This is a genomic window from Leptospira sp. GIMC2001 (assembly GCF_028462125.1).
Classification (GTDB): Bacteria; Spirochaetota; Leptospiria; order Leptospirales; family Leptospiraceae.
In genome coordinates, this window is sequence record NZ_CP115468.1 from 3864915 (window position 1) to 3890894 (window position 25980).

Sequence of the window (25980 nt, forward strand, 5' to 3'; positions counted from 1 at the left end):
TTATAATTTAATTATTAAAAAATCAATTATTACACAATTCCATTCCGCGAATTGCTATATCCAAAATTCCTGGATCGAATGTTGTATCTTCAGTTCCGTCTGGATTGAATCTAATAATTCTTCCTTTGCCTCCAGTAGTTCCAGGTCCTGTTCCCCATGAACCAGCCATATACACCTTTCCATCATCTGCGATTTTAACTGAGAAGACATAAGAATGCCCATCAGGAGAAGCAGTTGGACTTTCGATAATTTTCGTCCAAGCAGGAATTGGAATGCCAGCTACATCTAACTTTTTGATCGCCCATCTATGCTTTGTTAAATCACCATTTACTGAATTCAGACTTCCTACCACATATGTATTATTATCCGAATCAACTGCCAAGGCTCTGACAGCCTCGCTATCATATGCTAGATTGGTTTTGATGTCCCAGGAATGAGCCCAAATTGTGGCGCCGGTATCACGATTGAATTTTCGAACGTACCAAGCATCATTATCGGTTACGCCTGCAGATTTCATATGACCACCGACAATGAAATTCTCATCCTGATCAAGAATGCTCACATAAGGTAAGTTATGCCAGCCTCCAGTATTCCCCAATGGATTGTTGATTCTTAAGTCAAAATTTGTGGTGTCTTCATTTAGAGTTGGATCCCATTTGCGAATCCACCAAGCATTGTTTCCAGCTGTTGAAGAGGTTGCAGAGTAGTAAGCACAGCCAGCAAAGATATTTCCGTTGCTATCAACAGAGACACCTCCACAAAAGTTATGAGCACTCACTGAAGGGATTACTAAAGGCCATGGTGCTCCGAAAGCAGTTCCATCTGGTTGGTATTTAAAGATTCTTCCCTGTCCAGTAAAAGTAGCGGAATTGTTTCTAGTTGAAAGGTAAACATTCTCATCTTGATCAAAAGTTAGCGACCAAGGATCATCATATTCTACATAAAGATTAATAGTTTTATCCCATCCTGGTGAAGCTCCACCAGTTTTATCAAACTTTTTGACAATGGTGTTTAAATCCAAAGAACTTGATGGCCCTTTGAAAACACCTGCAATGTATACATCACCGTTCGATGAACATGCGACATTTCGAAAAAAGTCATGTCCTAAATTTGTGGTACCAGGTACGCCATCTAGATCAAAAACTTTAGTCCATGATGAATCGATCGTTCCATCTTGACGAACTCGCATGATCTTTGCATTGCCATCATAATAGCCTGTGAGAATAAGATCCTTGCCATTTGCTACGACTTGGTTCACCACTGCTTCATCTTCGTCTTCATCTTGAGTTCCGTCAACCGCTCCGTTATCAATGTTTGAGTCTACTTGAGTATTTTGTGATGAACGTATAATTATATTCTGAATTAAATATTCCAAAGGATCATCAAGGGAAGGTAAAGCGCACGTATAGAGTTGAGCGATTCCAAAAATGAAAGCACATACCTTTATATTGATGATTCTTCTACGATATAGAAAAATTTGATTGTAATTCATAAATTGTTAAAATCTCCTCAATCAAATTTCTAAAAAACTAAACTTCGCATTAGCTTTTTATATTATTATAAGACTGTAAGTTTACAATATAATCTAGGAGTTGTAAATACGGCATTTGACGTATTTTGGAAAAAAAAGAGGGTTTTTAGAAGTTTAGTGTGAATCCTGCTTTATTTTTTTGCAAGATTACAGATTGTCCAATTCTTAGATCTTGTAGCAATTCTTGATCTTCGAATATTTCCATCTGCATGGATCCATCATCTTTTTGAATTTGGCACAAGGCATACGGCACCTTATCTGCCATATGACCGAAACCAACATGTACTATTGTAAAACTGTAGATTACCCCAGAAATTTCCTGGGGCAATTCAAAATCAGATTTTTCTTGAGTTTTCGAAAGATCTTCCATTCGATTACTGAATTACAAAAATATTTTGAGAATTAGATTCTCTCAATGATTGTAGCAATTCCCATTCCACCACCAATACAAAGTGTAATGAGTCCATATCGAAGATTTCTTCTTTCTAATTCGTCCAACACAGTTCCAGTGAGTATTGCACCGGTCGCACCAAGTGGATGACCAAGAGCCATAGCTCCACCATTTACATTGATCTTTTCTTCAGGTATATTCAAAGTTTTCTTCACATAAAGAACAACAGATGCGAATGCTTCGTTTATCTCCCAAAGATCAATATCCTTTACTTCAAGACCAGCCATCTTCAATGCCTTACGAGAAGCTGATACTGGACCAGTCAGCATGATAGTTGGTTCTTCTCCTGTTGCAACAGTAGCAAGTATTTTTGCTCTTGGCTTAAGTCCGTATTTTTTGAGACCATCATCATTTGCAATCAACAAGCTTGCCGCACCATCTACGATTCCCGAAGAATTTCCTAAGGTATGGATATGATTGATTTTTTTTACATCAGGATATTGTTTTAAAGCTATCGCATCCAATTCTTTTTCACCAATTGTTTTGAATACAGGTGCAAGTCCTGACAAAAACTCATAGTTAGATTCGATTCTAGGATTCTCTTCTTCCGTAACGACTGTACCATCATCTAATTTAACAGGAATTACAGATTTTTTGAAATAACCATTCTTAATTGCATTTGCAGCTTTGATCTGGGAAGACTCAGCAAATCTATCAGCTTCTTCACGAGAAATATCATAAATAGTTGCTATCAAATCAGCAGAAATTCCCTGAGGAACGAGATTGTAGTTCTCAGCAATATGAGTATTACCAACTGTAAAATCACGACCACCCATGTCTGCGCCCATCTTAACTCTTGACATAGATTCGATACCACCACCAATTCCAAGATCCATAGCGCCAGAACCTACATGGTTAGCAACATTATTGATCGCTTGCAATCCAGAACCACAGAATCTGTTCACTGTGTAACCTGGAACTGAGTTAGGCCACATCGCCGCCATCACAGCATATCGTGCAATGCAAGCAGCTTGATCATCAACTTGAGATACACAACCCATAACAACTTCTTCTACTGCTTTTGGATCAAGATTGTTTCTCTCGGCAAGAGCTTTCAAAGTTGCGGCTGATAATTCTTGAGGATGAACAGAAGCAAGAGTACCTCTTTTTTTACCCTTACCTCGGGGCGTACGAACTGAATCTACAATATATGCATTTTTCATAAATAGAACCTCTATACTTTTACGAGAAATGGAATGCAAATATGTGGCAAGAAAATAAATCTTGTAGAAAGCATGATAAAACTTGCTATTCAAGAACAGTTTTAGCACATTATACAATTATATTTATGTCACAGTTTACATTTCTAGATTATATTGGACAGCCCGCTTTAGCGATTGATTCATCATTCGATATTGTTGGAATCAATGAGTATGCCAAAATTAGATTTAAAGAGATTACGAACATTGATTTCTTGATTCAAAAAAATTTAAGAGATCTTTTACAGAATAGTGAATTTGAATTTATTGTCGATCAACTCAGTGAATCAATCATCGAATTGGAAAATTCCGACAAAAACTTTATAAATGAACGATTCACTATCAAGACAGATATTTCCATGCAATTCAGTGTAAAGAAAAATACTATTGATGGTAAAATTGTCTACATAATCGCGGGAATCAATATAACAGAACAGATTCGAAAGCAGAAAAAATTAACAGAAAGATTCCAAGAGCAATTAGAAGTTTTTAAAACTTTATACGAAATGGCACCAGTTGGTTTAGCGATCAAAGATTTTGAAGGTGGATTTTACAAAGTAAATAAGGGATTGTGCGATATCACAGGTTATACGAAAGATGAATTGCTTGAATTGCATCCTGAAGATTTATTTCCAAGTATAGGCTCATCTTATGAATCGAATTTAATTCGGTCTCTAATCGAAGGGGAATCGGACTATTATAAAACTGAGAAGAAATTAAAAAGATCCAATGGTGAGATTCGAACTATTTCGGAAACCTTGAATCTGATTCGTGATGATCTCAACCAACCCTATCTTACAATATGTTCTTACGTTGACATTACCGACGAACGAGAGTTACAGCAAAGGCTACTGGAATCGAGTAAGATGGAAGAATTAGGCAAATTATCAGGTGGCATTGCGCATGATTTCAATAATATGCTATTGCCAGTGACTTTGATTTCTGATATAGCTTTGCAAGAAATAAACAATCTTCCAACTCCAAGTGATCCTTTCGTATTAAAACTCAAAAATTATTTAGAAAAAATATCAACATCTGCACAGAGAGCGAAAACATTAGTCCAGAAATTATTTCAGTATTCGCAGTCTGGAATCTATCAATTGGTTCCGATTTTTCTAGAAAATGAGATTCCCAAAGCAATAAAAATATTAAATTTGAGCCGACCCAAAAATATTGAACTGAAATTGGAAATTTCGGAAGGTCGTTTTCCAATATTGGGCGAAGAATCTGGAATACAGCAAATAATTGATAACCTTGTAGTGAACTCTTTTCATGCCATGAGGTTTAGAGAAAAAGGAACAATACATATTCGTTTATTCGAAGAATTTGGAGATGCAATTCTAGAAATTGAGGATGAAGGACATGGAATTGCTGACGAAGAAATTGAGAAAATATTCAAACCTTTCTATTCAGGCAAAAAATCCGATGAGGGATCTGGAATGGGACTCATTGTAGTACAAACTATAGTGCTCAAGATGAACGGAAGACTTCGGGTCTATTCCAATCCTGGAAAAGGAACAGTGTTCCAAATTCTATTCTCCATTTGGAATAAAGGCTAATTTTTTCGCAAACATCTTGACAGCTTTCGATAAATTTGGAAAATTTCAGCTATGCTAAATGATGAACGCCGCAACAATTTCACGCTCAGAGTCTCGATTGATAGTTTAAAAAATTTAATCGATACAGTCGACCGTGATGAGAAACCTACCAAAGACGATATTGCAACAGCGAGACAAGATTTAGAACTCATTGTTGAGGCGGTAACCAATTATCATGCAAGATTCAAGGAACTTCTTGAAACTGTGAATGATATGAAAGAGTTGGACGATCGTCTGGATATCGAGAAATAATTTTTAAACTACATTAAGGAAAATCTCATGCTCTTCTACGACTTAACGCATACGGTTCATAATATTCTGCATTCGCTCGTGTTCAAAATTCTAAGTTTTTTGACTATTTTAAACTTTGTTGTTTCTTGTTCATCCGTTCAAGTCCAGCCAAGTAACTTAGATTTGTTGGATATGCAAGGTCACCGTGGAGCTCGTGGTTTAAAGCCAGAAAATACTTGGCCAGCTTTTCGTGCTGCCATTGACTATAAGATGACAACATTGGAGTTGGATACTGTTTTAACCAAAGATGGAAAAGTTATTGTTCACCACGATTCCGACACCAATCCAGTAATCTGTCAGAAACTCGATGGAACACCTATCGAGAAAAAAAATATTTACGATCTTACTTTATCTGAATTGAAAGAACTTGATTGTGGATCTAAGAAGAATCCAAACTTCCCTGAGCAAATCACCGTTGCTGGAACTAAATTAATAACGATTGAGGAATTTTTTACACTAGTAGCGGAAGCCGAGAAACAGCGTGATGGTCGCGGACAAGGATTAGGCGCTAAAGGAACTAAGCTCCAATTCAATATTGAGACAAAATTTCCCAATGATGACCAATCCACTGTTAGCGATGAGAAAGTTCAAGCGCATGTAAGCGCACTTCTCGCAGCGATTGATAAGGCAAAAGTCACGCAATACACAACGATTCAATCTTTCTATCTTCCAGCTTTAGTTGTTGTAAAACAAAAAAATCCTAAGATCAAAACATCTGCACTTTTTGCACCAAGTAAATTTCAAGGACTGATGATGATTCTTGGATTCGGAAATGGGTATAGAGAAGATATTCTTACAACAGCAAAAAAATTCAAGGCTGACATTGTTTCACCTTACTTTTTATATGTGACACCTGGTTTTGTTGCAAATTCTAAAAAAGAAAACATTCAAGTAATCCCTTGGACAGTTAATGAACCAAAGGAAATGAAAAGATTGATTGGATGCGGAGTTGATGGAATTATAACTGATTATCCTAATCGATTGCGAGATGTGGTTTTAGAATTAAAAGGACAATGATCTCAATGATTGGTTCGAAATCTTTTTAAGTCTTTCCAATCAAATGTCCATTCAGGTGTGACAACTTGTCCGCTAGTTTCTACTTTGTACCAAGGGCTCGTTGTTGGATCCATAGGATTTTTTAGTATGTGAATTTCTTGCGCAGGCATATAGCTCTGTGCAAGTAAGAAATAAACTTCTGAACTCTTTGTACTGATTGCTTTATCAACTACAATTACGGCATGGCCTGGGAATCCACCTTGGATAAATACATCTCCGATCTGAAGTTCATTTGACTTTATAGAGATCAATTCCTTAGATAAGGAAGCACTGCCAGCGTAGCTGAACACAATATGCAAATACTTTCGAAAGCTTGAGTAAGAACTTGATTCTTCTTTTGTTGGAATCCAACTGGTTTTATTTCCTTTGACAAGTATACGATTGCCTTGTCGCCATTTAGAGTAGCTTGCAACAAATCCATTTGTAAAATTGAATCTAATATCATCATATTTTTTTTGCTTCAGTAAATATTCAGCTCGAAGACGCATGATCGCATCTGCACATTGTTGGAGATCAACTTTTCCGACATCCATATCAATGATGGCGACGTGAGCATTCTGATTTCCCTTTTTATTGCCATCATACAATAGAACCTTTGATCCATGTTCTTTTAGTTTGAGAGTGCGCAAATAGGTAGAAAAACTTTCCTGAGGTTCATTCGATCTTTTGCTTCCATCCAGCAATAGAATTCTTTTCTCGATTGTAGTTCCATCAGGGCTTAGCTTTTGCTTGTTTGTTGTATCAAAAGTTTGTCCGTTTATGTACGAAAACATTGATAAAACGATCAATAAATTTACTATATAATAAAATCTTTTCAATTTGAATCCTTCCTCTTAATATTTGAAGCCACGAATAAAGTTGACAATAATTTAAACTTATCCAAGGTTTATCCCTATGCAAGCTCGACTTTTTATAATTACGCTTTTTTGCTTAATCTTACTTGATAAACCATATCCTTCATTGCAATCGCAAACTATAGATGCACCTTCTTTCCCAGTTCATTCAGTTCAGTTTTATACCAACCAAGCTGAAGTCACGAGGCAAAGCGAAGTGTCCTTGCAGCCTGGCATAAATCGTATTGAAATAGACAATTTGACTTCGCAAATGCTTGACGATACAATTCGAGTTTCTATTCCTCGAGCCTCCAATTCCACAATGAAAATCCAAACTATAGAAGTGGAATCTGACTATATTCAGATATATAAAACTGAAGAGGCAAAATCTTCTGAGCTTATGCTCAGCCAAGCAGAATCAAAATTACGAAATCTCAGTGATCAATTTGCATCTCTTCAAGAAGAAGAAAGATCATTGAAATCAATTCAAGTTGGACGAATCCCTGATACAAAATCTAAATCTAAAGATAGTATCGGAGAAGTGAGTCCAAACAATTGGATCTCTACTTTAAATTTTATTCAGACTTCTTTAGAAAAAAATCATGACCAAATGCTGGGATTGTTAGACCAAATTGATAAAGCTCGGGAAGAATTGAGTATTGCAATTTTTATTTCCGAAAAATACAAATCAGGAAAATCTATTTCCAAGAAGAAAATTACAGTTGAAATTTATAGCAAAGATAAAAGCAAAGAAACGATAAGCTTATCCTATCGGATGTTTGGTGCATCATGGTATCCAGTTTACAGCGCTCGTGTATTTGGGGAAGGAAGTCGATCGAACGTTCACTTCAATGCATACGCTTTGATTCAAAATGAATCAGGTGAAGATTGGAATAATGCAAAAGTAAGCTTTTCTGCAGCCAACCCATCTGAGTCAGCACAGCTTCCATCACTTAAGATTTGGAAAATTGAATCTCGTATCGTTGATTCTACCAAATCAAATGATAGCTTTTTTTCAAGTAAATCTAAACGTTTGATGGAAAATTCTGTGAGTCCTGCACCTGCAATGGAAGCGATGGATAGAGAAGAAGCAATGCCTATTGCAAGTAAGAACGAATCTCCTAAGTCAGCAAGTATAGGCAAAAAAGATATGGAGAGACAGAGAAGCATTTCCCAGCAAGCCAATCAATCGCAAGGATATTATAACACAAACATTGCACAGATTCCTGATGCTCGAGCTAATAAGAAAACATCCGAGACTCAAAAAGTTCTGAACAATTTCCAACAAAATATTGTTCAACGAGACAATGCATTGAGAAGCAAAGATTATGATAATGCTCTCCATTATAGTGAGAGAATATTAGAAAATATCAATTCGCTCGAACCTAAGTTTAAGAAGTATTTTACTGAAGAATTGATTGCGACAGAGAGAGCCAAAAGGCAATCCCTGGAAATGCAAGAGAAGAGACAATTAATCAGCAGATTGATTCCTCCAAAAACAGGAAGTTTTGATTTCAATTATAGCTCTCAATCACTTGAGAATATTCCATCTGATGGTGCGTTCAGAAAAATTTTCCTATATGAGAAGGATTGGAAGGTTGATCTCAATTATGAAGCAAGTCCGATCACTCAGAAGACAACATTTCTTGCGGGCAATGTAAAATTTGAAAACAAAATTCCCTTACTCTCAGGACCAGTTACAATTTTTTATGAAAATGATTATATCGGCGAATCAGTGATTAATGATGTGTCGATCGATGAACCTTTTACTCTACAATTGGGTGCAATCGAAGATGTACAGATTAAGAGAACGGAAGATAAATTTCGGGAGAAATCAGGACTTCTTAGTAAATCTTTTGTAAATAGCAATACAATAACGATTCAGATCAAAAATCGTAAGAAAAACAAGATATCTATAGACGTATTCGATAGAATTCCGATTTCTACGGATGAAAGAGTCCAAATCACAGATATTAAAATCTCATCCAATCCAGACGAAACGTACAAATCGTACGGAATGTATAAATTTAAACTAAATTTAGATCCTGGGACGGAACAGAAGATCACCATCCAATACAAAATGATTCATCCAGAAAACATACAACCTGTATTCAATCTATCAGGAAGTCCACAATGGTAAGATATAATTTTCATCGTATTACCTTAATTGCAGCTTTATTCAGCTTCTATAATCTATTGGCTCAAGATTCTGCACGAACAATATCAACTGAACCAATAGCGATCCGTAATCTTGAATATAAAATAACCAAGTTCAATCCATCGATCGAAGAAGTGATTGTATATCCTGATCAAGCAATGGTCACACGAAAGGCCAAAATTTCGATTCAACCTGGACGGCAAATCTTGAGATTTGAGAACGGAAGCATCCAGATTGAGCCAAATAGTCTGCGCGCATTTTCATCATCCAATGATTGTATTGTTCATGGGATCACATCAACAGTTGAACGAGTAGTATCTACTCCTTTAGCTCAATTGAAAGAACTCGAAGATAAACTGATGAAGATTGAATATGCTCGAGACAACCATCTCAAGCGAAACGAAAGATATCGATATGATTTACAGAATATTGAAAATTATAGTAAATATTTATCCCATGTTGTCTCGGAAAGCAGTACTAAAACCAAAATCAATGAGAATGCAGAAACCTGGAAAGAATCATTGTCTGCTTTATCAACCAGAAGAGATAGTATAAAAAGTAAACTCCAATCAACCGATGAAGAAATAACAAAAATGAATGATGAAATAAAAATCATCAATGGCAACATCAATAAAATTCGTTCTGCGGGAGATAAGAAATCAAGAGTCATTGAAGTAAATGTTCAGAGCCTAACTGGCAAGGAGACTACCATTAGTTTAAGTTATGTGATCAAGGGAGCGTCTTGGTCAGTTTCTTATGGAATGCATTTAGCTAAGAATGGTTCAGTCCAGATTGATTATTATGGAAATATAGTACAAACTACCGGTGAAGACTGGAATCAAGTTACAGCAAGTCTTTCAACATCGAGTCCATCTCGTGGAGCACAGCGTTCTAAAGTAACACCCATGCAAGTATCTGCAAGAGAGATCTCACCTCAGATTGAATATGTTCAGACTCAATCCATTGCGCAACAGAATGTAGATGATCTATCAGTTGATGAAACTGCAGAAGAATCACCAATTCCAACTACAGGCTCAACAGACGTATCGAGCACTGGAGAATCCTATCTTTTCAAAATTCCACAGAAAGTTACAGCGCCTTCCATACAAAGAGCCCATCGAGTTACGATTGCTCAATTCGAAGAAAAACCAAAGGAAGTTTTTTATCGATTGGTTCCGAGCATTCAACAATCTACTCATCTTGCGGCTATCATTCCGAACAAGAGAGATTTTCCATTGATGGCAGGAAGAGTTGATTCCTTTCGCGATTCTGGATTTACAGGGCGATCCACGATTGAGTTCACTCCATCCGGTCAATCATTCTTGGTTGGCTTTGGTGCCGATCGTTCAGTTGCGGTAAAGCGGAATGTTTCCACCAAACGAGAAACAGTTGGAACAATCAGTTCTGACATATACTATTTTACGGATATAATTGTTGAGATTTCCAATCCTTCAAACGAGAAAAAGAAAGTTTCAACCTATGAGAGAATTCCAGTCTCCGAAATTGAGGATGTGAAAGTAGAACAAATGGAAGAAACCACACCAGGATCTGTAGTCGAGAATCCTGGTATTTTGCGGTGGGATATCAATTTGGAACCCAAATCCAAACAAACGATTCGTCTGCGGTATAGAGTTCGCGTTCCAAAAAATTATCCTGGATCGGTCTACGGAAACTAAAATTCAATACGGAATCGGATAGTCTTTTCGCACTTCTTGGAGATCTTTTAGAACTTCATCATTTAACTTTAAATTGATGGAATCAATATTTTGTTTCAATTGATCCATGGAAGTAGCACCAATTATATTCGATGTAACAAATGGTTGCATCGTAACATAAGCAAGTGACATCTGACTTGGATCGATTCCATGTTTTTTTGCAACACTGTGGTAAGCATTCACTGCATCATGTGCTTGTTTAGTATTTCGCTGATTGTGTTTTCGAAGCATTGTCCATCTTGAACCTGCTGGAATTTTGCCATTGGCATATTTTCCTGTTAGCATTCCTGAAGCTAGTGGTGACCATGCTAGTAGTCCAACATTTTCCCTAATCGATACCTCTGCAAGATCAGGACTATGCAATTGGTAAAGTAGACTGTACTCATTCTGAATAGATACAACCCGAGCGAATCCCTTCTCTTTTGCAATTCTCAGATAGTTCATTGTTCCCCAAGCGGTTTCGTTGGAGAGTCCAATGTTTCGAATTTTCCCTTGTTTAATCAGATCATTCAGAGTCTCCAAAACTTCGTTGAAGTTTTCAAGAACTTCTTCTGTATTGCTTGGATTCGGATTGTAATCCCAAAATTGTCCAAAATGGTAGGAACCTCGATTGGGCCAATGCAACTGGTAGAGGTCAATATAGTCGGTTTGCAATCTTTTTAGAGAGCCTTCTAAAGCTTCGAGAATATTCTTTCGGTCAATCTTGTAATCACCACCGCGAATCCATCGAAGGCCAGGTCCGGCAATTTTCGATGCCAAAATCACTTGATCACGATTTTTCTTTTTCGCAAACCAAGTCCCAATGATTGTCTCTGTTTTTCCGTAAGTGTCAGGCGCTGGTGGAACTGCATACATTTCTGCTGTATCAAAAAAGTTGATACCTCGATCGAGTGCATAATCCATTTGCTCGTGCCCTTCAGATTCTGTATTCTGCTTACCCCAAGTCATCGTTCCGAGACAGAGAGCGCTCACCTTGATATCCGTTCTTCCTAAATTTCTGTATTCCATAGTATACCGTTTAGACAAAATCCCAGATTTCGACATTCGAGAATTCGCAAGTTTCAGAATTTTTTGGAAGAATCTCCCAGATTCCAGATTGAATGGAGGAATCTGCTAATTTCTGAAAAATTCGGCAGTTTCTATGCGTCTAAAAAAGACTTCCCTTATAGTGCGACGCACAAATAATGGTCTCAGAGTCTATAGTGCACTGCACAAAGAGGACAAAATGAAAATAACAAATGAAAACAAAACTTTAGAAATCGCAACTAGACAACAAAAGAACAAAAGAATCCCTTACAAAAAGAGAATTACTGCAATTCTCAGTCTGGTTCTTTTGATTCAGGTTACGAACGACCAAGTTCAGTCTAGAATTCAAGAGAATCAAAACATTCGTGAAGAACAATTCATCAAATCCTACATACAGGGACAGAGACCATCCATTCCAGAAGAAGAATTGAATCGATTGACTCAATCCATCCTAGAAAATTCCGAAAGACTAGATCTTGGAATTAGTAAGGAAGCGATTTATATTGAAAAAACCTATTTCATAATGGCAATGATTCAAACAGAATCTGAGTTCAAAAAAACTGCTAAATCCAAAAAGAACGCTCGTGGGTATATGCAATTGATGGCACCAACTGCGAAGTGGATGCGCCAGATTCATGGAGAGAAATTTGATCCAAAAACAATTCTTGAGCCAGAAGTTAATGTTGAGATCGGTGTGACCTACATGAACTATCTTATATCAGAAATGGGAGATTTGGAAAAAGCAACTCTTGCTTACAACGCAGGTCCAGGTGCTGTCAAAAAATGGGGTGGCGTTCCAGAATATTGGACAACCGTAAACAAGCATTACGACAATATCCAATCTCAACGCAAATTGATTAAGAAAGAAAGCATTAGAACCTATATGGTTTTTCTAAAATAATAAAATGCGAAACAATTTATTGCAGGATTTTTGAAATAAAAATCAGAATTCCTGCAATTATAAGTACAAACCCTACAGATAAAAAAATCCAAGGAAGCTGCTTATTCTGAATTATAAAAGATTCCTGCGGATTATCTGCATTGTAGTAAACAGTAGATTCATCAATAATCTTGTTCAATAAATTATCAGCATCCGATTCAGACAATGCGACTTCTCCTCCTTCCAATTCAATTGAATAGAATTTATCATTCTCGAATTCTCGACCTTCAACCCAGTATTTATATCGAATATCAATTCTATATTTTGCACGAGGACCTGAACTTGAAGCTATTTTTTTTAAATCAATGCTTTTGCTTAGAATCTTACCTGTCGTTTCTTTAAATGTATTCCATTTTTTGGAATGGGAATACATTTGAAATCCCGCATATAGGGCAAATGACCCAATCACGATAAAGAAAAGACTAATTGCTAACATACGATAGGTTACCACTTCACTGATTCTTTCGCCTATATTGGACATTATTTATTTCTATATCCAGAGAGCGAACTGATAGATGAATTTCTAATAAAGATACGCAAAGTGATATCGCCATAAAAATCACTGCAGATCCAAAGAATACACGAGCTGCCATTATCGAATCCAGGAAAACTGAAAATAAAGAACCAGTGCAGAGAAGCAAACTCGTTACTCCAAGTGCTTGAATGTATCGGAGCAAAGATATGCGATATCTAAGATTTTGAATCTGTTGAAAATCTGAATCACGACCGGAATCTTCATACTTTGCAAGTAATTGCCGCATTAAACTAGCAAGTCCGAGAAACCGATTTGTATAAGCAAGCATGAGGAGAGAAATTGCTGGAAAAAGGAGACCTGGAGTATTTGCTTCCATCTTTTCTCAATTGAATAAGACATAAAACTATTACCAAGAATAAATTTTTATTGGTGAGAAAGATTGAGATTTTTTTTGCCAATCCTGACGTTCCTGTGACACTGGACTAAATCTCTATGATAGTATAAAATTGATGTGGAATAACTTAGTATTGTTACATAGCAACGATCCCAATCGATCTAAAATCCAGATCAGTGGATTTGAAGATTGGAATACTTGCCTTCGAACTATTTATATCAGTGATTCAAGAATTGTTGAGAGAGATTCCTATGAGAATTTAGCAAATTACGATTCCTATTTCGGAATGGAAGCTTATCAATTTCTTTTAGAATTAGTCACGGGACTTCATTCGAAGCTATTTGGAGAATCCGAAATCCAAGCCCAATTTCGAGATCGGTTTTCGAACGAGAACATCAATAGAGAATCTCAAGCATTTGGCTTTCTTCAAAAATTGCGAGATGATATTTTAAAAAATGCCAGATCCATTCGATCTCAATATTTAACAGGTCATGGCAGAACAACATATGGTGGAATTGCTGACTCTCTCCTTCCACGAAATATTTCCGTTTCATTGATAGGAACTGGAAAACTTGCCGAATCCATTATCGTTCATTTATTAAAAAAGAATAGAGCAGTTCAAGTGGTTGGACGAGATCCTCAAAACTTAGAACGTTTCAAACTAAAATACAAAGTCTCAACCTGCTTATGGGAAGATTACGAACCAAGTAGTTCTTCTATGGTAGTCTGTGCCCCAGTTCCTATCACGGATTGGATAAATCGAATGTCAGATGATTCGATCGTATTAGATTTTAGAGGTGAGGTCTCGGAGTCGCTTACTCCAACTCATATTCAATATATTTCACTTCTAGAAATAATGGATACGATTCGTGGATGTGAAGAAAATATAAAAAATCTGCATCTAGAAATTCTTTCCAAAATAGAAGAAATTATAAATGGAATCAAGAAAGAGCAGATCCATATTCCGCATGGCTGGGATGATCTAATTTGTCTAACACGATAATAATCGGAGCACGCAAGTCTGCACTTGCAAAAATTCAAGCTTATAGAGTAGGACAATCGATTCTTGAATTAAATCCTAACCTTATCATCGAATACTGCTTTCAAGAAGCAGCTGGTGATAAAGACCTAACAAGCCCTTTATGGAAGATGGAAGGAAAAGGTGTTTTTACTAGAGATTTACAAGTTGAATTGATAGAGAATCGTATCGATTGCGTTGTTCATTCATGGAAAGATCTTGATTTAGAAGAAAGAAGCGAGACAGAAACACTCTCAATACTACCAAGGGAAGACCAGAGAGATGTCTTGCTAATCAAATCAAAATTATGGGAAACTGCAAAATCCGTATCACCTAACAAACTCAATGAAATTCTAAAAATCTGTACATCCTCACCAAGAAGAGAATACAACCTTGGTAAATTTTTACCTTCGCTACTTCCAATTCAATTCTCGAATTGTAAATTTTCCTTCACTCCCATTCGAGGGAATATTCAAACAAGGATCAAAAAATTCTTAGATGGAGATTATGCTGGACTCGTTATAGCGAAAGCAGCTCTCGATCGATTGATTGGATTCAATAGCCTAAACCCAGATCTTATTTCTGAAGACGATTGGAATGATTTTTCTCATACTAAACAATTCATCCAACAAGGAATTTCCTTATGCCAGTTTATGATTCTTCCTCTATCATTAAATCCTAACGCACCTGCTCAAGGCGGATTGGTCTTGGAATTACGTAAGTCCGATCATAGAATCAAAGATCTGTTCATGAATCTACAAGATGCAAAAGCAGATTCCTCATCGCACTTAGAGCGGAAAATTCTAAAAAAATATGGTGGAGGTTGCCATCAGAAAATTGGAGTTGCTGTTCTTGAACGAGATTATGGACAGATTGTCTACACGAGAGGATTAACTGATCAAGGTATTGAACTTCATTCTGAAGAAATCATACGAACGAATTCAATAGAAAAATTCCATTTGAATGAAACATGGCACCCATCCATAAACCAATTTATAAAGAGCCGTGAAAGAATTCCATGCGCAATAGCATCTAACGCTGATTTGTGGATAACAAAGAGCTTTGCTTTACCAAAAAAATTACCTGCACCTAAACTTATCTGGACCGCAGGAACCAAAACTTGGAAAGAACTTGCTCGGCGTGGATATTGGGTAAATGGAACCAGTGACGGGCTAGGTGAATCTGATTCCGTAGACCTTGAAAACTTAACTGGACGTGTAATCAATTTTGTAAAGCTTACGCATGATCAATCACAAGAATTACAAAAAGAATCCAAATTCAGAATAGTTAGTACATACAGAATTTCTAATATGACTTTGCCTCAGGCTTTTAATCCGGATAGATTAAAAGCCGCATACTGGAGCAGCAGTAGTGAGTATAAAAAACTCACAGACCTTTATCCTCAAATGAAAAAGCTCATTCATTTTTGTGGACCTGGATCAACTTACAGATTTATACGAAATGATCTTATTAAAGAGCTAGATGCGAAGATTTATATTACATTGAGTTACGAACATTGGAAAAGAGAATTTATTATTTCGACGGAGACCAATCATGAAATCTAGAGAACTTTTTGAACGAGCAAAACTTGTCTCACCAGGTGGCGTGCATTCACCGGTTCGGTCTTTTAATTCTGTCGGAGGAACTCCAATTTTTTTTGAGACAGCTCAAGGAGCGATGATGACTGATGTTGATGGCAATCAATACATTGATTATTGCCAAAGTTTTGGTCCTCTCCTTTTCGGGCACCGTGATGAAACGATTTCAAAAACAGTTCGAGAAACTGTCGATATGGCTTGGTCATTCGGGGCCTGTGAACCGTATTCTCTAGAGCTTGCTGAATTCCTTGTATCAAGAATTCCATTTATAGATAAGATTCGATTTGTAAATTCGGGAACCGAATCCGTGATGAGTGCATTAAGAGTTGCTCGAGCCGCAACAAAACGTCACAAAATTCTCAAATTTGATGGATGCTATCATGGTCATTTGGATGCCTTACTTGTAAAGGCTGGATCTGGTTTAGCCGGTGAGAGTTCGAGTGATAGTGCTGGAATCGGAAGTGAGATCATTGCGAATACATTAGTTTTACCTTTAGATGACGAAGAAGCACTGGAGAAATTATTCGAACGAGAAGGAGATCAGATTGCAGCTGTCGCAATTGAACCTCTACCAGCTAATTATGGTTTGCTTATACAAAGAAAAGAATTTATTGAAAAAGTCGCCAAACTATCTAGGAAATATGGAGCGTTACTACTGTTTGATGAAGTGATATCTGGATTTCGCGTGTCACCTTTAGGAATGGCAGGTGATTTAGGAATTGAACCTGACTTGGTTTGTTATGGCAAAATCATTGGCGGTGGATTTCCCGTTGGAGCCTATGCAGGGAAAAGTCAGTATATGGATTTGGTTGCTCCGCAGGGACCAGTATACCAAGCAGGCACATTGAGCGCGAATCCGTTTGGAATGAGAGCCGGGCTTGCTATGATGCAAAAAATCTGGCAAGAACAACCTTACGATCTTTTGAGTAAATCCTGCAAAGAACTAATGAATGGATTGGTTAGAATTTTAAATCTATATGCAAGAATTGATGAGAAAACCAATACAATTTTCTCTCAAAATAAAAATTACATTTCTGAGATCGAATGGGAATCCGTGACCTATGGATCTTTATTCTGGCTAAAGCAAAAGACCGAACAACCTGTCCGCTCGATTGATGCGATTCCGATTGGACATAAACAAAGGTTTGCAAGAATTTTTCATGCTTTATTGAATCAAGGAATCTATCTAGCTCCAAGTGGCTACGAAGTTGGATTTCTATCAACAGCACATACCAAGTCAATCATTGATGACACTCTTGATAAAGCAGAGAATGCAATAAAAAAAGAATTTGGTAAGTAAAACGAATTCAGATCGCAAAGGGCAATAAATTATGACACCAAATTCTTCAGAAAAAAATTCAATTGATCTAGGACTAGGTAGCCAATCAAAATTCGAAATCAGTGAAGAAAATAAGAATATTAGATACTACAATCCTCTATTTGCAAATGCTTTGAGAAAAATTCCTCAAAGCACACCTCCGATATGGTTTATGAGGCAAGCGGGAAGATACCATTCTCATTATAGAAAACTAAAAGAAAAATATTCTTTTATGGAACTCTGTAAAAATCCTGAATTGGCAGCGGAAGTAGCATTGGGTCCTGTGGCGGAATTTCAATTTGATGTTTCCATATTGTTTTCAGATTTACTTTTCCCTTTGGAAGCTCTTGGCTTTGGATTAACTTATAATCCAGGACCAATTCTCTCTAAGCAACTAACAGATATTTCTGAATTGCGTAATTTGCATTCATTGGATGATGCGGTTCATTTTTTGGAATTTCAAAAAGTTGCGATGCAGAAAACCAGAGCAATTCTTCCCGATGACGTTTCTCTCATCGGGTTTGTGGGCGGTGCTTGGACTTTGTACAGTTATGCGACAATTGGGAATCACCAAGGTTCCATTGTTAAACCAAAAACCAATACTGACTTGATCAAAGGTTTCTATGCAAAAATACTACCCTTACTTATTGAAAATATTCGCTTACAAATTATTGGTGGTGCGGAAGTTGTGATGGTTTTGGATACTTCTGCGGGAGACTTAAGTCCGTTACAATTTCAATCTTATGTTGTGGAACCATTAAGTGAAATTACTAAACAATTTCCGAATCGTATCGGTTACTATACAAAACATAGTACGAAGGATCAATTGATACTGCTACAGAATGTCGAAGGATTGGCAGGTATAGGAGTTGATCATAGATTTTCTATTGAGAAACTGATGCAAGAGAAAGTATCAAATGGATTTCTTCAGGGTAATTTTGATCAAACTCTATTGTTTCTTCCATACAACGAATTTGAAAAAGCTTTCCGTCAATATCTACGCCCAATTCAAAACCTAAGCATTGAAGAAAGAGCAGGTTGGGTTAGTGGATTGGGACATGGAATACTACCTGCAACTCCCGAAGAAAATGTGAAAAGGATGGTAAATATTATTCGTGAGGTTTTCCAATAATTTATGACTAGTTCTGTTCTATTACAAAAATACGATATCCCAGCTCCAAGATATACAAGTTATCCAACGGTTCCATATTGGACGGACAGTCCGACATCAGAAGAGTGGATCAATTCACTTGAACGAACTTTATCAAAATCTGACACAAAGCTTAGTATATATATTCATATTCCCTTCTGTGAGACACTCTGTACTTTCTGTGGATGCAATACTTCTATAACCAAAAATCATTCGGTTGAAGACCCATATCTTTCTGCTCTTTTCCTTGAAATTGATACTTATCTTGAGAAACTTCCAAAATTGAAAGACACTCCTATAGTCGAACTTCATTTAGGTGGAGGTTCCCCGACCTATCTTTCAGAATCTAACCTGGATCTATTAGTCAACAAAATATTGCAAAGTTTTAGAATTACAAAAAATTCTGATTTCTCAATCGAAGTAGATCCAAGAAGAACTACAAAATCACAATTGGAAGTTTTGTTCCGAAATGGTTTTCGGAGGATCAGCCTAGGAGTTCAAGATTTTGATTCAGAAGTTCAAAGATTGATCAATAGAAACCAAAGTTTTGATCAAACAAAAAAGACCACAGATGAAGCAAGACTTCTTGGATATAACTCTATAAATTTTGATCTTATATATGGGTTACCCAAGCAAAACTTAGATACTATGAGAATCACTCTAGATAAAACATTAGAGCTCAGGCCAGATAGAATTGCTTTTTATTCTTATGCTCACGTTCCCTGGATCAAAGCATCGCAAAGACTTTTTACAGAAGCAGATCTCCCACAGGCAATGGAGAAAAGAAATTTATATGAGTACGGTCGCAGTCGCTTAGAAGATGCTGGATATAAAGAAATAGGGATGGATCATTTTGCTTTAGAAACAGATGAGTTGTGGAAATCCTATCAAGCCGGAAATCTTCATCGTAATTTTATGGGATATACTCCTCAGAGTACGGATATTTTGTTAGGTCTCGGAACGTCCGCAATTTCTGAGACTCCTGACTGTTTTCATCAAAACGAAAAATTAGAAATAAAATATAGAAAAATTGTTCATGAAAAAAATATCCCAACATTGCGTGGTCATAAACTCAATGTTACCGATCAATTTCATCGAAAACTACTACTGTCCTTGATGACAAGATGGCAATTGGATGTTCCAAATGAAATGCTTCAAAATATAAAATTATATCTTGCAGAGATGGAAGCTGATGGACTAGTGGAATGGAAAGCGAACACTTTGTACATCACGGAGATGGGAAAGCCTTTTCTTAGAGTGGTATGTACTGCTTTCGATGAGCGACTTCGTGCAAGTAAGCTAAAGGAAGAAATGTTTTCCAGAGCAATCTAATTGCGAAATTGTAAAATCTGTTCATGACTACTCGAATTTCAAATAAAGTTATAATTATTGGCGGTGGTATTAGCGGTCTGGCAGCTGCTTATGGTGCCATTCAAGATGGCAAAAAACCAATCATCTGCGAAGCGAGTTATCGACTAGGCGGGATGATCCAGACAATACAAACAGATTTTGGTTTGGTTGAGAGAGCAGCTAACGGATTGCTTTTATCTAAACCATTGGAAAGAATGTTTAGTAAAATTGGCTTATCTCCAATTCCGCATCTCAAAGATTCTAAGAAAAGATTCTTCTGGTACAAGGACAAAGTATCTCAGTTACCTCTAAGTTTTCTAGATATCGGTCGATTTCTATTTGGTGCAATTTTTTTGAATTGTCAACCAACTGAACGAGAGGATATGAAAGATTGGAGTTCCAGAATTTTTGGTTCAAACTTTACCAATCAATTCCTTGAGCCAGCAATCGGCGGAGTATATGCATCACCTCTCAATTTGATGGATCCAAATTGTGCATTCCCTGAAATATTAAAATCATCTAATCGAAGTTTATTGAATAGATTATTTAGAATACGATGGAATAGGAAAATAAATTATAAACCACAATATGTGGGTTCGGTTTCATTCGAAGGAGGCATGCAATCCTTAATAGATCATTTAGCGTTATACATTCACAAACATGGAGAAATTCGATTTGGACAGTCCAAATTAAATTTAACTAATCTACGCAAAGAATTTCCTCAGACAGAAATCATTATCAGCTTACCTATTCAATCTTTATATCACATTCTCCAGTCAGATCCCTGGTCAAAAGTTTTTCTTGATGAATATAAAGTGACGAAAGTTCCTACAACGTCGATAGCTACTGTCACTCGATTTTCTAAAGATAGACTACTGAAGAAAAAGGGATTTGGAATTTTATTTCCAAGAAATTCTAACATATTAGCAAATGGTGTTTTATTCAATGATCACATTTTTCCAAATAGAACAATTGATCCGTCAATCCATTCTGAGACTTGGATTTATTCGGGCGATGCAATTCGTGAATTCACAACACACCAAATAAATGATCTTGTAGAAAAAGATAGAAAATGTATTCACAATTCGAATTTTCCTGCACTAGGTTCCTTTTGTCAAAAATGGGAGAATGCCCTACCGGTTTATGGAAAAGAATTGATTAAACTAAATTCATGTTTAAATAACATTGAATTGGAGACTAAACGAGCAAAACGCCCAATTCGATTCATTGGAAACTATAGATCAGGAATTGGGCTGAGAAGTATAATTGATCTTGCTTTGAAATAAATTTTCATTTTTCTGTAAACCTCTTTGATGGTTATCGTCTAACTTTATAATTTATGAAAGAAAGATCCCATTTCCATATTCCGACTAGAATACAGTTACCTCGAGAGATACTCGGGATTTTCGATGCTGCAAAATTACTTTTCAAACTTAATAAATTAAGAACCATTATGCCACGGGGGAATGGTGAAACGGTCGTTGTTCTGCCGGGATACGCGACGGATGACCTTATCACTACGCCACTTCGTTCCTATATTTCTAGTCTAGGTTACAATAGTTTAGGATGGGGACTTGGTACCAATCATGGCAATGTTCCCTATCTACTTGAGAAACTAACAGTTATGATGAGAAAAATCCACTCCGAGACGGGATCCAAAATTAAATTAATTGGATGGAGTCTAGGAGGATATCTTGCTCGCGAAACCGCAAGAGACAATCAAGATATTATTGAGAAAGTGATAACGATTGGTGCACCATTAATCGGTGGCCCCAAATATACTTCTATCTCAAATGTTTTTGCGCAACAATTTGGAATTGATATCAATGAACTAGAAAAGGAAATCGATGAGAGATACAAAGTTCCATTGGAAATTCCAGTATATTCTATCTATTCTAAGAGTGACAACATTGTAGGCTGGAACGCATGTATTGATAATTTATCTCCCAATGCGATCAACCAAGAAATTCGATCAACTCATATAGGACTTATTGCAAACTATGAATCTTATAAATTTATAGGTCAATTTCTAGCATGACAGATTTTTGAAATTACTTCGCCGCCCAGATTAAGACAAAGACATTCTTCTTTGAGGTGAGGCTTTGTTGAGAGTAACGATAGGTCCGCTAAATATTCCATAAAACTTGCGTATGTTCCAAATGCAGGAATACGATGATAGGAATTGGCACCGGCTTCGAGAGCAATATCCCTGAGTTCGACTCCAATCTCTTCAAGGGTTTCCAAGTGATCGCTTACAAAACTAATTGGATAAATTGCTATATTTTTACCTTGTTTACCTAACTCTGTAACCGTACGAATTGTATTCGGTTCCGTCCATTTTGAAGGGCCAACTCTACTCTGAAAAGAAAGATGAACTTTACCTAGAAACCCAAAAGTCCTAAGTGCTTTTTCTATTCCATCAATACAAACCTTCATCTCTTCAACGTATCGATCGCCTTTATTGATTAGGCGCATTGGAATTCCATGGGCTGAGAAAACTAAATCTAGATTCTTCCAATTATCTATAGATTTGTCTGACTCTAAATGAATGAATTGACTGTGATCCAAATTTCCTTTAAAAAACTCTAGGATAAAATCAGCTGTAAGTTTTTGAAATTTTGGGTCAATTGCAAATCCATCTACCCATCCTATCAATCCGATTGGACAATATCTCAATTTCTCTTCAAATATTTTGGCTATTGATAGAGTTGTTGAGCGAGAAAATTGTGGAAATAAAGGAATTATAATGTTATCTTCGCTTGGTGTAAGTTCCTTTTCACTCAAATCCCGAATATTCGGATATCCGCAAGCCATTGCAACTTTTCCAGTCCAAGATTTATTAGTCTTTTCTGATAAAATAGACGCGACTGCATCCGCTTGTTTTTTTGTTTCGGATACTAGTGGAGATCCTCCACCAAATCCCATGGATGCGTACTTCTCAGCAACTTTTGGTGCTCGCTTAACTGCTATAAATTTAGCTAATTTTTTTCTGATCGGTTCCCATAAAGGAAGATCAAAAACATATGGATCCAAAAAGAGATCGAGCAGAAATTTTTCTATTTCTTCACGATTGGCTGGACCACCAAGATTGATTAATGTAACTGAAGATGATTCTTGCTGGGTCATGAAATAAACTAAACAACCAACTCTTCTTCACCCGCACGAGCAACGACGATCTCACCTTGGTCTTCAAGTTTACGTATGATATTTACAATTTTTTGCTGAGAATCTTCAACATCTTTCAGACGGATTGGTCCCATAAAATCCATATCCTCACGAAGTAAATTGGCAGCACGTTTGGACATGTTCTTGAAAATTTTATCTTGCACTTCTGTATCAACCGATTTCAAAGCTTTCGCGAGATCTTGGTTATCTACTTCGCGTAGTACTTTCTGTATCGCTCTATCATCAAGAAGTACAATGTCCTCGAATACAAACATTCTCTTCTTAATCTCTTCTGCAAGTTCTGGATCTTCTTCTTCTAGCGCTTCAATAATTGTCTTCTCAGTTCCACGATCCACCAAGTTAAGAATCTCAACAACAGAATCTATACCACCCGCTGATGTATAATCTTCTGATGCAAGTGTTGATAATTTACGCTCTAACACCCGTTCAACTTCACGTAATACATCCGGTGACACCCTGTCCATTGTTGCAATTCTTTTGGCAACATCTGCTTGGATTGTATGAGGAAGATTTGATAATATATTCGATGCTTTTTGAGGATCCAAGTATGATAAGATCAAGGCAATTGTTTGGGGATGCTCGTTCTGAATAAAGTTTAATAGATGTTGTGGGTCAGTTCTTCGAATAAAGTCAAAGGGTCTCACTTGCAATGACGAAGTAAGACGATTGATGATGTCTATAGCTTTTTGATTTCCGAGCGCTTTCTCTAATAATCCTCTAGCGAAATCAATACCACCGTTCGTAATGAACTCTTGAGCCATCATTAGCTCATTGAATTCAACTAAAACTTTTTCTTTGTCTTCCGGTGTGATCTTATCGAGACGTGCGATCTCAAATGTGATCTGTTCGATCTCATCTTCACGTAAATGTTTAAAAATCTCTGCAGCTACTTCATTCCCAACAGCAACTAAAAATATCGCTGCTTTTTGCCTACCTGTGAGTGCTGCCTTCTTATTTAACACGAGAGATAACCTTCTAATTTAGACTATCGGTCAGTTTTTGGAATCGTGCTTTAAATTTTTCCATGACTTCACGATTTCTTCTAATTCGATAATGCTGGTCTCTAAGTCCTTTTTTCCAGATTCCTCGCCAGCCAGAATCTTATGTCCGATTGAGGATGTTTTATGAAATTGATCACTTAAATTTTTGAGATATACTGACAGATCGGCTGGATTGAGTTTTTTTCTCTTGAGAATAGCGGAGGAACTGTATTTCCAGATCATAATCAGAATAGAAATTATATGAACAGGTAATAGTAAATAAATTGCCGCCTTGGCAATACGGCTCCAAGAAACAGTTTGAATTCTCGAACTAAAGGAAATTGAGGAATCAAGACTTCCAGAGGCAATATATTCGGAATAGCCCCAACCAAAACAAATGAAAATCACAACGAACGTAAAATTCAACTTTGGTGTTGTTGGAAAGATTACATTTACCCAAGAAAGAAGCAAGATTGCAACAAGGAGGATAAGAAAAACTTCCCAAGGCAAAAAATTAAAAATTGGTTCGAGAAAATCTATAGTGGTTGTTACGATGGTTTTGGTGGTGGAAAGAAAATTTTGAGTCGAATTAGCAAAATCTTGAAGATCAGCAATTCCTTCTAAAATCTTGTTATAGGCATCTTTTATTACAGTCATGGTGAATAAACTCAAATCAATACTATTCGATTTATTTGAAAAGATAAAAAATACACGTCCCCTATTTCTATTTCTTTTAGGCTACATATGCATTGCCTTTCCTTTGATTGTTTGGCATGAGCAGCATCTCCCAACTTCCTATATTCTAATTCTTGCAACTTTAACATTAATTATAGGATCTCTTGTCTTCCTAGCAAGTATAATCATATATACGAAGTTATTGAATATTGGTTTTCATCCAGTTTATGAATTTTGCATTCTTGTAGTGTTTTATTTTGCATTGCAAATGTCTGGGTTTTTAGAGAATCGAGCCGGTGTTGTATTTGTATTGATTTTTTTAGGAGCAGCTACGCTATTTCGAATCATTCGAACCAAGCTTCATTATCTTTTGGCTATGCTTGCCATGATTTTAATGGCAAATGGTCTGCTATCATTTGTTTTTCTGCAAAAAATTGAATTGTATACTGCCTATCACTTGTTTCGATCTGCAGTTCAATTTACCGAAGCCGATCTATCTGGATGGAAATGGGAAGAAGAAACAAGAACGCTATCGAATCGATCTATTCCTATTTCCATGATTTTGCCAGACACAATGTTCTTTCACAATCCTGAAGATTTAGGACTCAAAGATAAAACTGGAACTGGACAGATTGCGGGAATTATATCAGCCAGCGATCACGATCCAAATGCATATCCTTTTATCAGAATATTCTATTTCCCTGCTTTTATTCCCGTAGAGAATGAACTGATTCGTGTGGAAGTGGAGAAATATATCCAATTCCAAGAAAAGCAGGGCGAGATAGAAGATGTTAACGAAATCCAACCTGATCGAGGAACGGTATTTCCAAATGCTTCGGGAACGAATGCATTTTGGACTTTTTACGATATAATCAGACCAAGATATGCCAAAACTGGATACTATTTCTTAAGATTAGAGAAAGGTCCTTCGATTCTCCTACACCTAACAGAAAATCTTGAGAAAGGGGATTTTCATGAGCCTTCAATGGATAGTCTTCTGGAATCAATTCGATTTATCTGGAAGGAATAGTTCTAAAG

24 protein-coding genes are annotated in these 25980 nt (G+C 36.7%); 14 read left to right on the forward strand and 10 right to left on the reverse strand.

Translation table 11 applies throughout. The features are described 5' to 3' along the window. Positions 1-22: 22 nt before the first annotated feature. The 3 genes from O4O04_RS19095 to O4O04_RS19105 all read right to left on the reverse strand — a co-directional run bounded on the left by O4O04_RS19095 (position 23) and on the right by O4O04_RS19105 (position 3145). Positions 23-1492, reverse strand: coding sequence for an NHL repeat-containing protein (locus tag O4O04_RS19095; protein WP_272533489.1), 1470 nt, complete (start codon positions 1490-1492; stop codon positions 23-25). Positions 1493-1637: 145 nt separating this feature from the next. Next, positions 1638-1901, reverse strand: coding sequence for an OB-fold domain-containing protein (locus O4O04_RS19100; protein ID WP_272533490.1), 264 nt, complete (start codon positions 1899-1901; stop codon positions 1638-1640). 32 nt (positions 1902-1933) lie between these two features. Further along, the gene (locus O4O04_RS19105) at positions 1934-3145 is read right to left on the reverse strand and encodes an acetyl-CoA C-acetyltransferase (protein ID WP_272533492.1); all 1212 of its coding nucleotides are present in this window, start codon (positions 3143-3145) and stop codon (positions 1934-1936) included. Between the two features lie 41 nt (positions 3146-3186). On the opposite strand from O4O04_RS19105, the gene O4O04_RS19110 reads away from it, so the two are divergent. Genes O4O04_RS19110 through O4O04_RS19120 form a run of 3 tightly spaced genes read left to right on the forward strand, consistent with a single transcriptional unit; the run spans position 3187 to position 6087 of the window. Beyond that, positions 3187-4740: a two-component system sensor histidine kinase NtrB gene (locus O4O04_RS19110; RefSeq protein ID WP_272533494.1), complete on the forward strand. Its 1554-nt coding sequence runs from the start codon at positions 3187-3189 to the stop codon at positions 4738-4740. 51 nt (positions 4741-4791) lie between these two features. Further along, the gene (locus O4O04_RS19115) at positions 4792-5031 is read left to right on the forward strand and encodes a hypothetical protein (protein WP_272533495.1); all 240 of its coding nucleotides are present in this window, start codon (positions 4792-4794) and stop codon (positions 5029-5031) included. 27 nt (positions 5032-5058) lie between these two features. Further along, on the forward strand, positions 5059-6087 hold the full coding sequence (locus O4O04_RS19120; RefSeq protein ID WP_272533496.1) for a glycerophosphodiester phosphodiesterase: 1029 nt from the start codon (positions 5059-5061) through the stop codon (positions 6085-6087). 2 nt (positions 6088-6089) lie between these two features. On the opposite strand, the gene O4O04_RS19125 is transcribed toward O4O04_RS19120, so the two are convergent. After that, the gene (locus O4O04_RS19125) at positions 6090-6944 is read right to left on the reverse strand and encodes a DUF4846 domain-containing protein (protein ID WP_272533497.1); all 855 of its coding nucleotides are present in this window, start codon (positions 6942-6944) and stop codon (positions 6090-6092) included. A gap of 76 nt (positions 6945-7020) precedes the next feature. Between O4O04_RS19125 and O4O04_RS19130 the strand changes: the two genes are divergently transcribed. Together O4O04_RS19130 and O4O04_RS19135 are read left to right on the forward strand one after the other, a co-directional pair. Continuing rightward, on the forward strand, positions 7021-9099 hold the full coding sequence (locus O4O04_RS19130; RefSeq protein WP_272533498.1) for a mucoidy inhibitor MuiA family protein: 2079 nt from the start codon (positions 7021-7023) through the stop codon (positions 9097-9099). Then, on the forward strand, positions 9093-10793 hold the full coding sequence (locus O4O04_RS19135) for a mucoidy inhibitor MuiA family protein (protein ID WP_272533500.1): 1701 nt from the start codon (positions 9093-9095) through the stop codon (positions 10791-10793). Before O4O04_RS19130 ends, O4O04_RS19135 begins: the two co-directional genes overlap by 7 nt. A 3-nt stretch (positions 10794-10796) precedes the next feature. On the opposite strand, the gene O4O04_RS19140 is transcribed toward O4O04_RS19135, so the two are convergent. Continuing rightward, positions 10797-11840, reverse strand: coding sequence for an aldo/keto reductase (locus O4O04_RS19140; protein WP_272533501.1), 1044 nt, complete (start codon positions 11838-11840; stop codon positions 10797-10799). Between the two features lie 217 nt (positions 11841-12057). Here O4O04_RS19140 and O4O04_RS19145 point away from each other — a divergent pair, with 217 nt between their 5' ends. Continuing rightward, positions 12058-12759 (forward strand): lytic transglycosylase domain-containing protein, encoded by a 702-nt coding sequence (locus O4O04_RS19145; protein ID WP_272533502.1) that lies wholly within the window; start codon positions 12058-12060, stop codon positions 12757-12759. A gap of 16 nt (positions 12760-12775) precedes the next feature. On the opposite strand, the gene O4O04_RS19150 is transcribed toward O4O04_RS19145, so the two are convergent. Next, on the reverse strand, positions 12776-13279 hold the full coding sequence (locus O4O04_RS19150; RefSeq protein WP_272533503.1) for a DUF3592 domain-containing protein: 504 nt from the start codon (positions 13277-13279) through the stop codon (positions 12776-12778). Beyond that, a complete protein-coding gene (locus tag O4O04_RS19155) occupies positions 13251-13649 on the reverse strand; it encodes a DUF2721 domain-containing protein (RefSeq protein ID WP_272533504.1) in 399 nt (132 codons plus the stop codon). The genes O4O04_RS19150 and O4O04_RS19155 overlap by 29 nt, the downstream gene beginning before the upstream one ends. A 133-nt stretch (positions 13650-13782) precedes the next feature. On the opposite strand from O4O04_RS19155, the gene O4O04_RS19160 reads away from it, so the two are divergent. The 7 genes from O4O04_RS19160 to O4O04_RS19190 are packed head-to-tail and all read left to right on the forward strand — an operon-like array spanning position 13783 to position 22139. Next, positions 13783-14670 carry an NAD(P)-binding domain-containing protein gene (locus tag O4O04_RS19160; protein WP_272533506.1) on the forward strand — a complete coding sequence of 296 codons (888 nt, stop codon included), beginning with the start codon at positions 13783-13785 and terminating at the stop codon, positions 14668-14670. After that, on the forward strand, positions 14655-16250 hold the full coding sequence (locus tag O4O04_RS19165) for a type 2 periplasmic-binding domain-containing protein (RefSeq protein ID WP_272533507.1): 1596 nt from the start codon (positions 14655-14657) through the stop codon (positions 16248-16250). The genes O4O04_RS19160 and O4O04_RS19165 overlap by 16 nt, the downstream gene beginning before the upstream one ends. Next, positions 16240-17583 carry a glutamate-1-semialdehyde 2,1-aminomutase gene (gene hemL / locus O4O04_RS19170; RefSeq protein WP_272533508.1) on the forward strand — a complete coding sequence of 448 codons (1344 nt, stop codon included), beginning with the start codon at positions 16240-16242 and terminating at the stop codon, positions 17581-17583. Before O4O04_RS19165 ends, hemL begins: the two co-directional genes overlap by 11 nt. Positions 17584-17614: 31 nt before the next feature. Next, entirely contained in the window at positions 17615-18733 is a 1119-nt protein-coding gene (locus tag O4O04_RS19175) for a uroporphyrinogen decarboxylase family protein (RefSeq protein WP_272533509.1), read from the forward strand. Between the two features lie 3 nt (positions 18734-18736). Beyond that, positions 18737-20083 carry an oxygen-independent coproporphyrinogen III oxidase gene (hemN, locus tag O4O04_RS19180; RefSeq protein ID WP_272533510.1) on the forward strand — a complete coding sequence of 449 codons (1347 nt, stop codon included), beginning with the start codon at positions 18737-18739 and terminating at the stop codon, positions 20081-20083. A gap of 23 nt (positions 20084-20106) precedes the next feature. After that, complete coding sequence (locus tag O4O04_RS19185; RefSeq protein ID WP_272533511.1) at positions 20107-21387, forward strand: protoporphyrinogen/coproporphyrinogen oxidase; 1281 nt, start codon at positions 20107-20109, stop codon at positions 21385-21387. Positions 21388-21440: 53 nt separating this feature from the next. Next, positions 21441-22139 carry an esterase/lipase family protein gene (locus tag O4O04_RS19190; protein ID WP_272533513.1) on the forward strand — a complete coding sequence of 233 codons (699 nt, stop codon included), beginning with the start codon at positions 21441-21443 and terminating at the stop codon, positions 22137-22139. Here the strand turns inward: O4O04_RS19190 and hemH are convergent. From hemH to O4O04_RS19205, 3 genes are read right to left on the reverse strand one after another with little or no spacing between them, the layout of a single operon-like run. After that, the gene (gene hemH, locus O4O04_RS19195) at positions 22124-23227 is read right to left on the reverse strand and encodes a ferrochelatase (protein ID WP_272533515.1); all 1104 of its coding nucleotides are present in this window, start codon (positions 23225-23227) and stop codon (positions 22124-22126) included. The genes O4O04_RS19190 and hemH overlap by 16 nt on opposite strands. An 8-nt stretch (positions 23228-23235) precedes the next feature. Continuing rightward, entirely contained in the window at positions 23236-24249 is a 1014-nt protein-coding gene (gene fliG / locus O4O04_RS19200) for a flagellar motor switch protein FliG (protein WP_272533516.1), read from the reverse strand. A gap of 30 nt (positions 24250-24279) precedes the next feature. After that, positions 24280-24924: a hypothetical protein gene (locus O4O04_RS19205; protein WP_272533517.1), complete on the reverse strand. Its 645-nt coding sequence runs from the start codon at positions 24922-24924 to the stop codon at positions 24280-24282. Between the two features lie 103 nt (positions 24925-25027). On the opposite strand from O4O04_RS19205, the gene O4O04_RS19210 reads away from it, so the two are divergent. Then, a complete protein-coding gene (locus tag O4O04_RS19210; protein ID WP_272533519.1) occupies positions 25028-25972 on the forward strand; it encodes a hypothetical protein in 945 nt (314 codons plus the stop codon). Positions 25973-25980: the final 8 nt, after the last annotated feature.

Coding starts and splice junctions, on each gene's coding strand:
- O4O04_RS19100 (WP_272533490.1), bottom strand. CDS start 1,901: ATGGAAGATCTTTCGAAAACTCAAGAAAAATCTGATTTTGAATTGCCC.
- hemL (WP_272533508.1), top strand. CDS start 16,240: ATGAAATCTAGAGAACTTTTTGAACGAGCAAAACTTGTCTCACCAGGT.
- O4O04_RS19130 (WP_272533498.1), top strand. CDS start 7,021: ATGCAAGCTCGACTTTTTATAATTACGCTTTTTTGCTTAATCTTACTT.
- O4O04_RS19140 (WP_272533501.1), bottom strand. CDS start 11,840: ATGGAATACAGAAATTTAGGAAGAACGGATATCAAGGTGAGCGCTCTC.
- O4O04_RS19135 (WP_272533500.1), top strand. CDS start 9,093: ATGGTAAGATATAATTTTCATCGTATTACCTTAATTGCAGCTTTATTC.
- O4O04_RS19150 (WP_272533503.1), bottom strand. CDS start 13,279: ATGTCCAATATAGGCGAAAGAATCAGTGAAGTGGTAACCTATCGTATG.
- O4O04_RS19205 (WP_272533517.1), bottom strand. CDS start 24,924: ATGACTGTAATAAAAGATGCCTATAACAAGATTTTAGAAGGAATTGCT.
- O4O04_RS19160 (WP_272533506.1), top strand. CDS start 13,783: ATGTGGAATAACTTAGTATTGTTACATAGCAACGATCCCAATCGATCT.
- O4O04_RS19115 (WP_272533495.1), top strand. CDS start 4,792: ATGCTAAATGATGAACGCCGCAACAATTTCACGCTCAGAGTCTCGATT.
- O4O04_RS19120 (WP_272533496.1), top strand. CDS start 5,059: ATGCTCTTCTACGACTTAACGCATACGGTTCATAATATTCTGCATTCG.
- O4O04_RS19145 (WP_272533502.1), top strand. CDS start 12,058: ATGAAAATAACAAATGAAAACAAAACTTTAGAAATCGCAACTAGACAA.
- O4O04_RS19155 (WP_272533504.1), bottom strand. CDS start 13,649: ATGGAAGCAAATACTCCAGGTCTCCTTTTTCCAGCAATTTCTCTCCTC.
- O4O04_RS19095 (WP_272533489.1), bottom strand. CDS start 1,492: ATGAATTACAATCAAATTTTTCTATATCGTAGAAGAATCATCAATATA.
- O4O04_RS19190 (WP_272533513.1), top strand. CDS start 21,441: ATGAAAGAAAGATCCCATTTCCATATTCCGACTAGAATACAGTTACCT.
- O4O04_RS19105 (WP_272533492.1), bottom strand. CDS start 3,145: ATGAAAAATGCATATATTGTAGATTCAGTTCGTACGCCCCGAGGTAAG.
- hemN (WP_272533510.1), top strand. CDS start 18,737: ATGACTAGTTCTGTTCTATTACAAAAATACGATATCCCAGCTCCAAGA.
- hemH (WP_272533515.1), bottom strand. CDS start 23,227: ATGACCCAGCAAGAATCATCTTCAGTTACATTAATCAATCTTGGTGGT.
- O4O04_RS19175 (WP_272533509.1), top strand. CDS start 17,615: ATGACACCAAATTCTTCAGAAAAAAATTCAATTGATCTAGGACTAGGT.
- O4O04_RS19185 (WP_272533511.1), top strand. CDS start 20,107: ATGACTACTCGAATTTCAAATAAAGTTATAATTATTGGCGGTGGTATT.
- O4O04_RS19110 (WP_272533494.1), top strand. CDS start 3,187: ATGTGGCAAGAAAATAAATCTTGTAGAAAGCATGATAAAACTTGCTAT.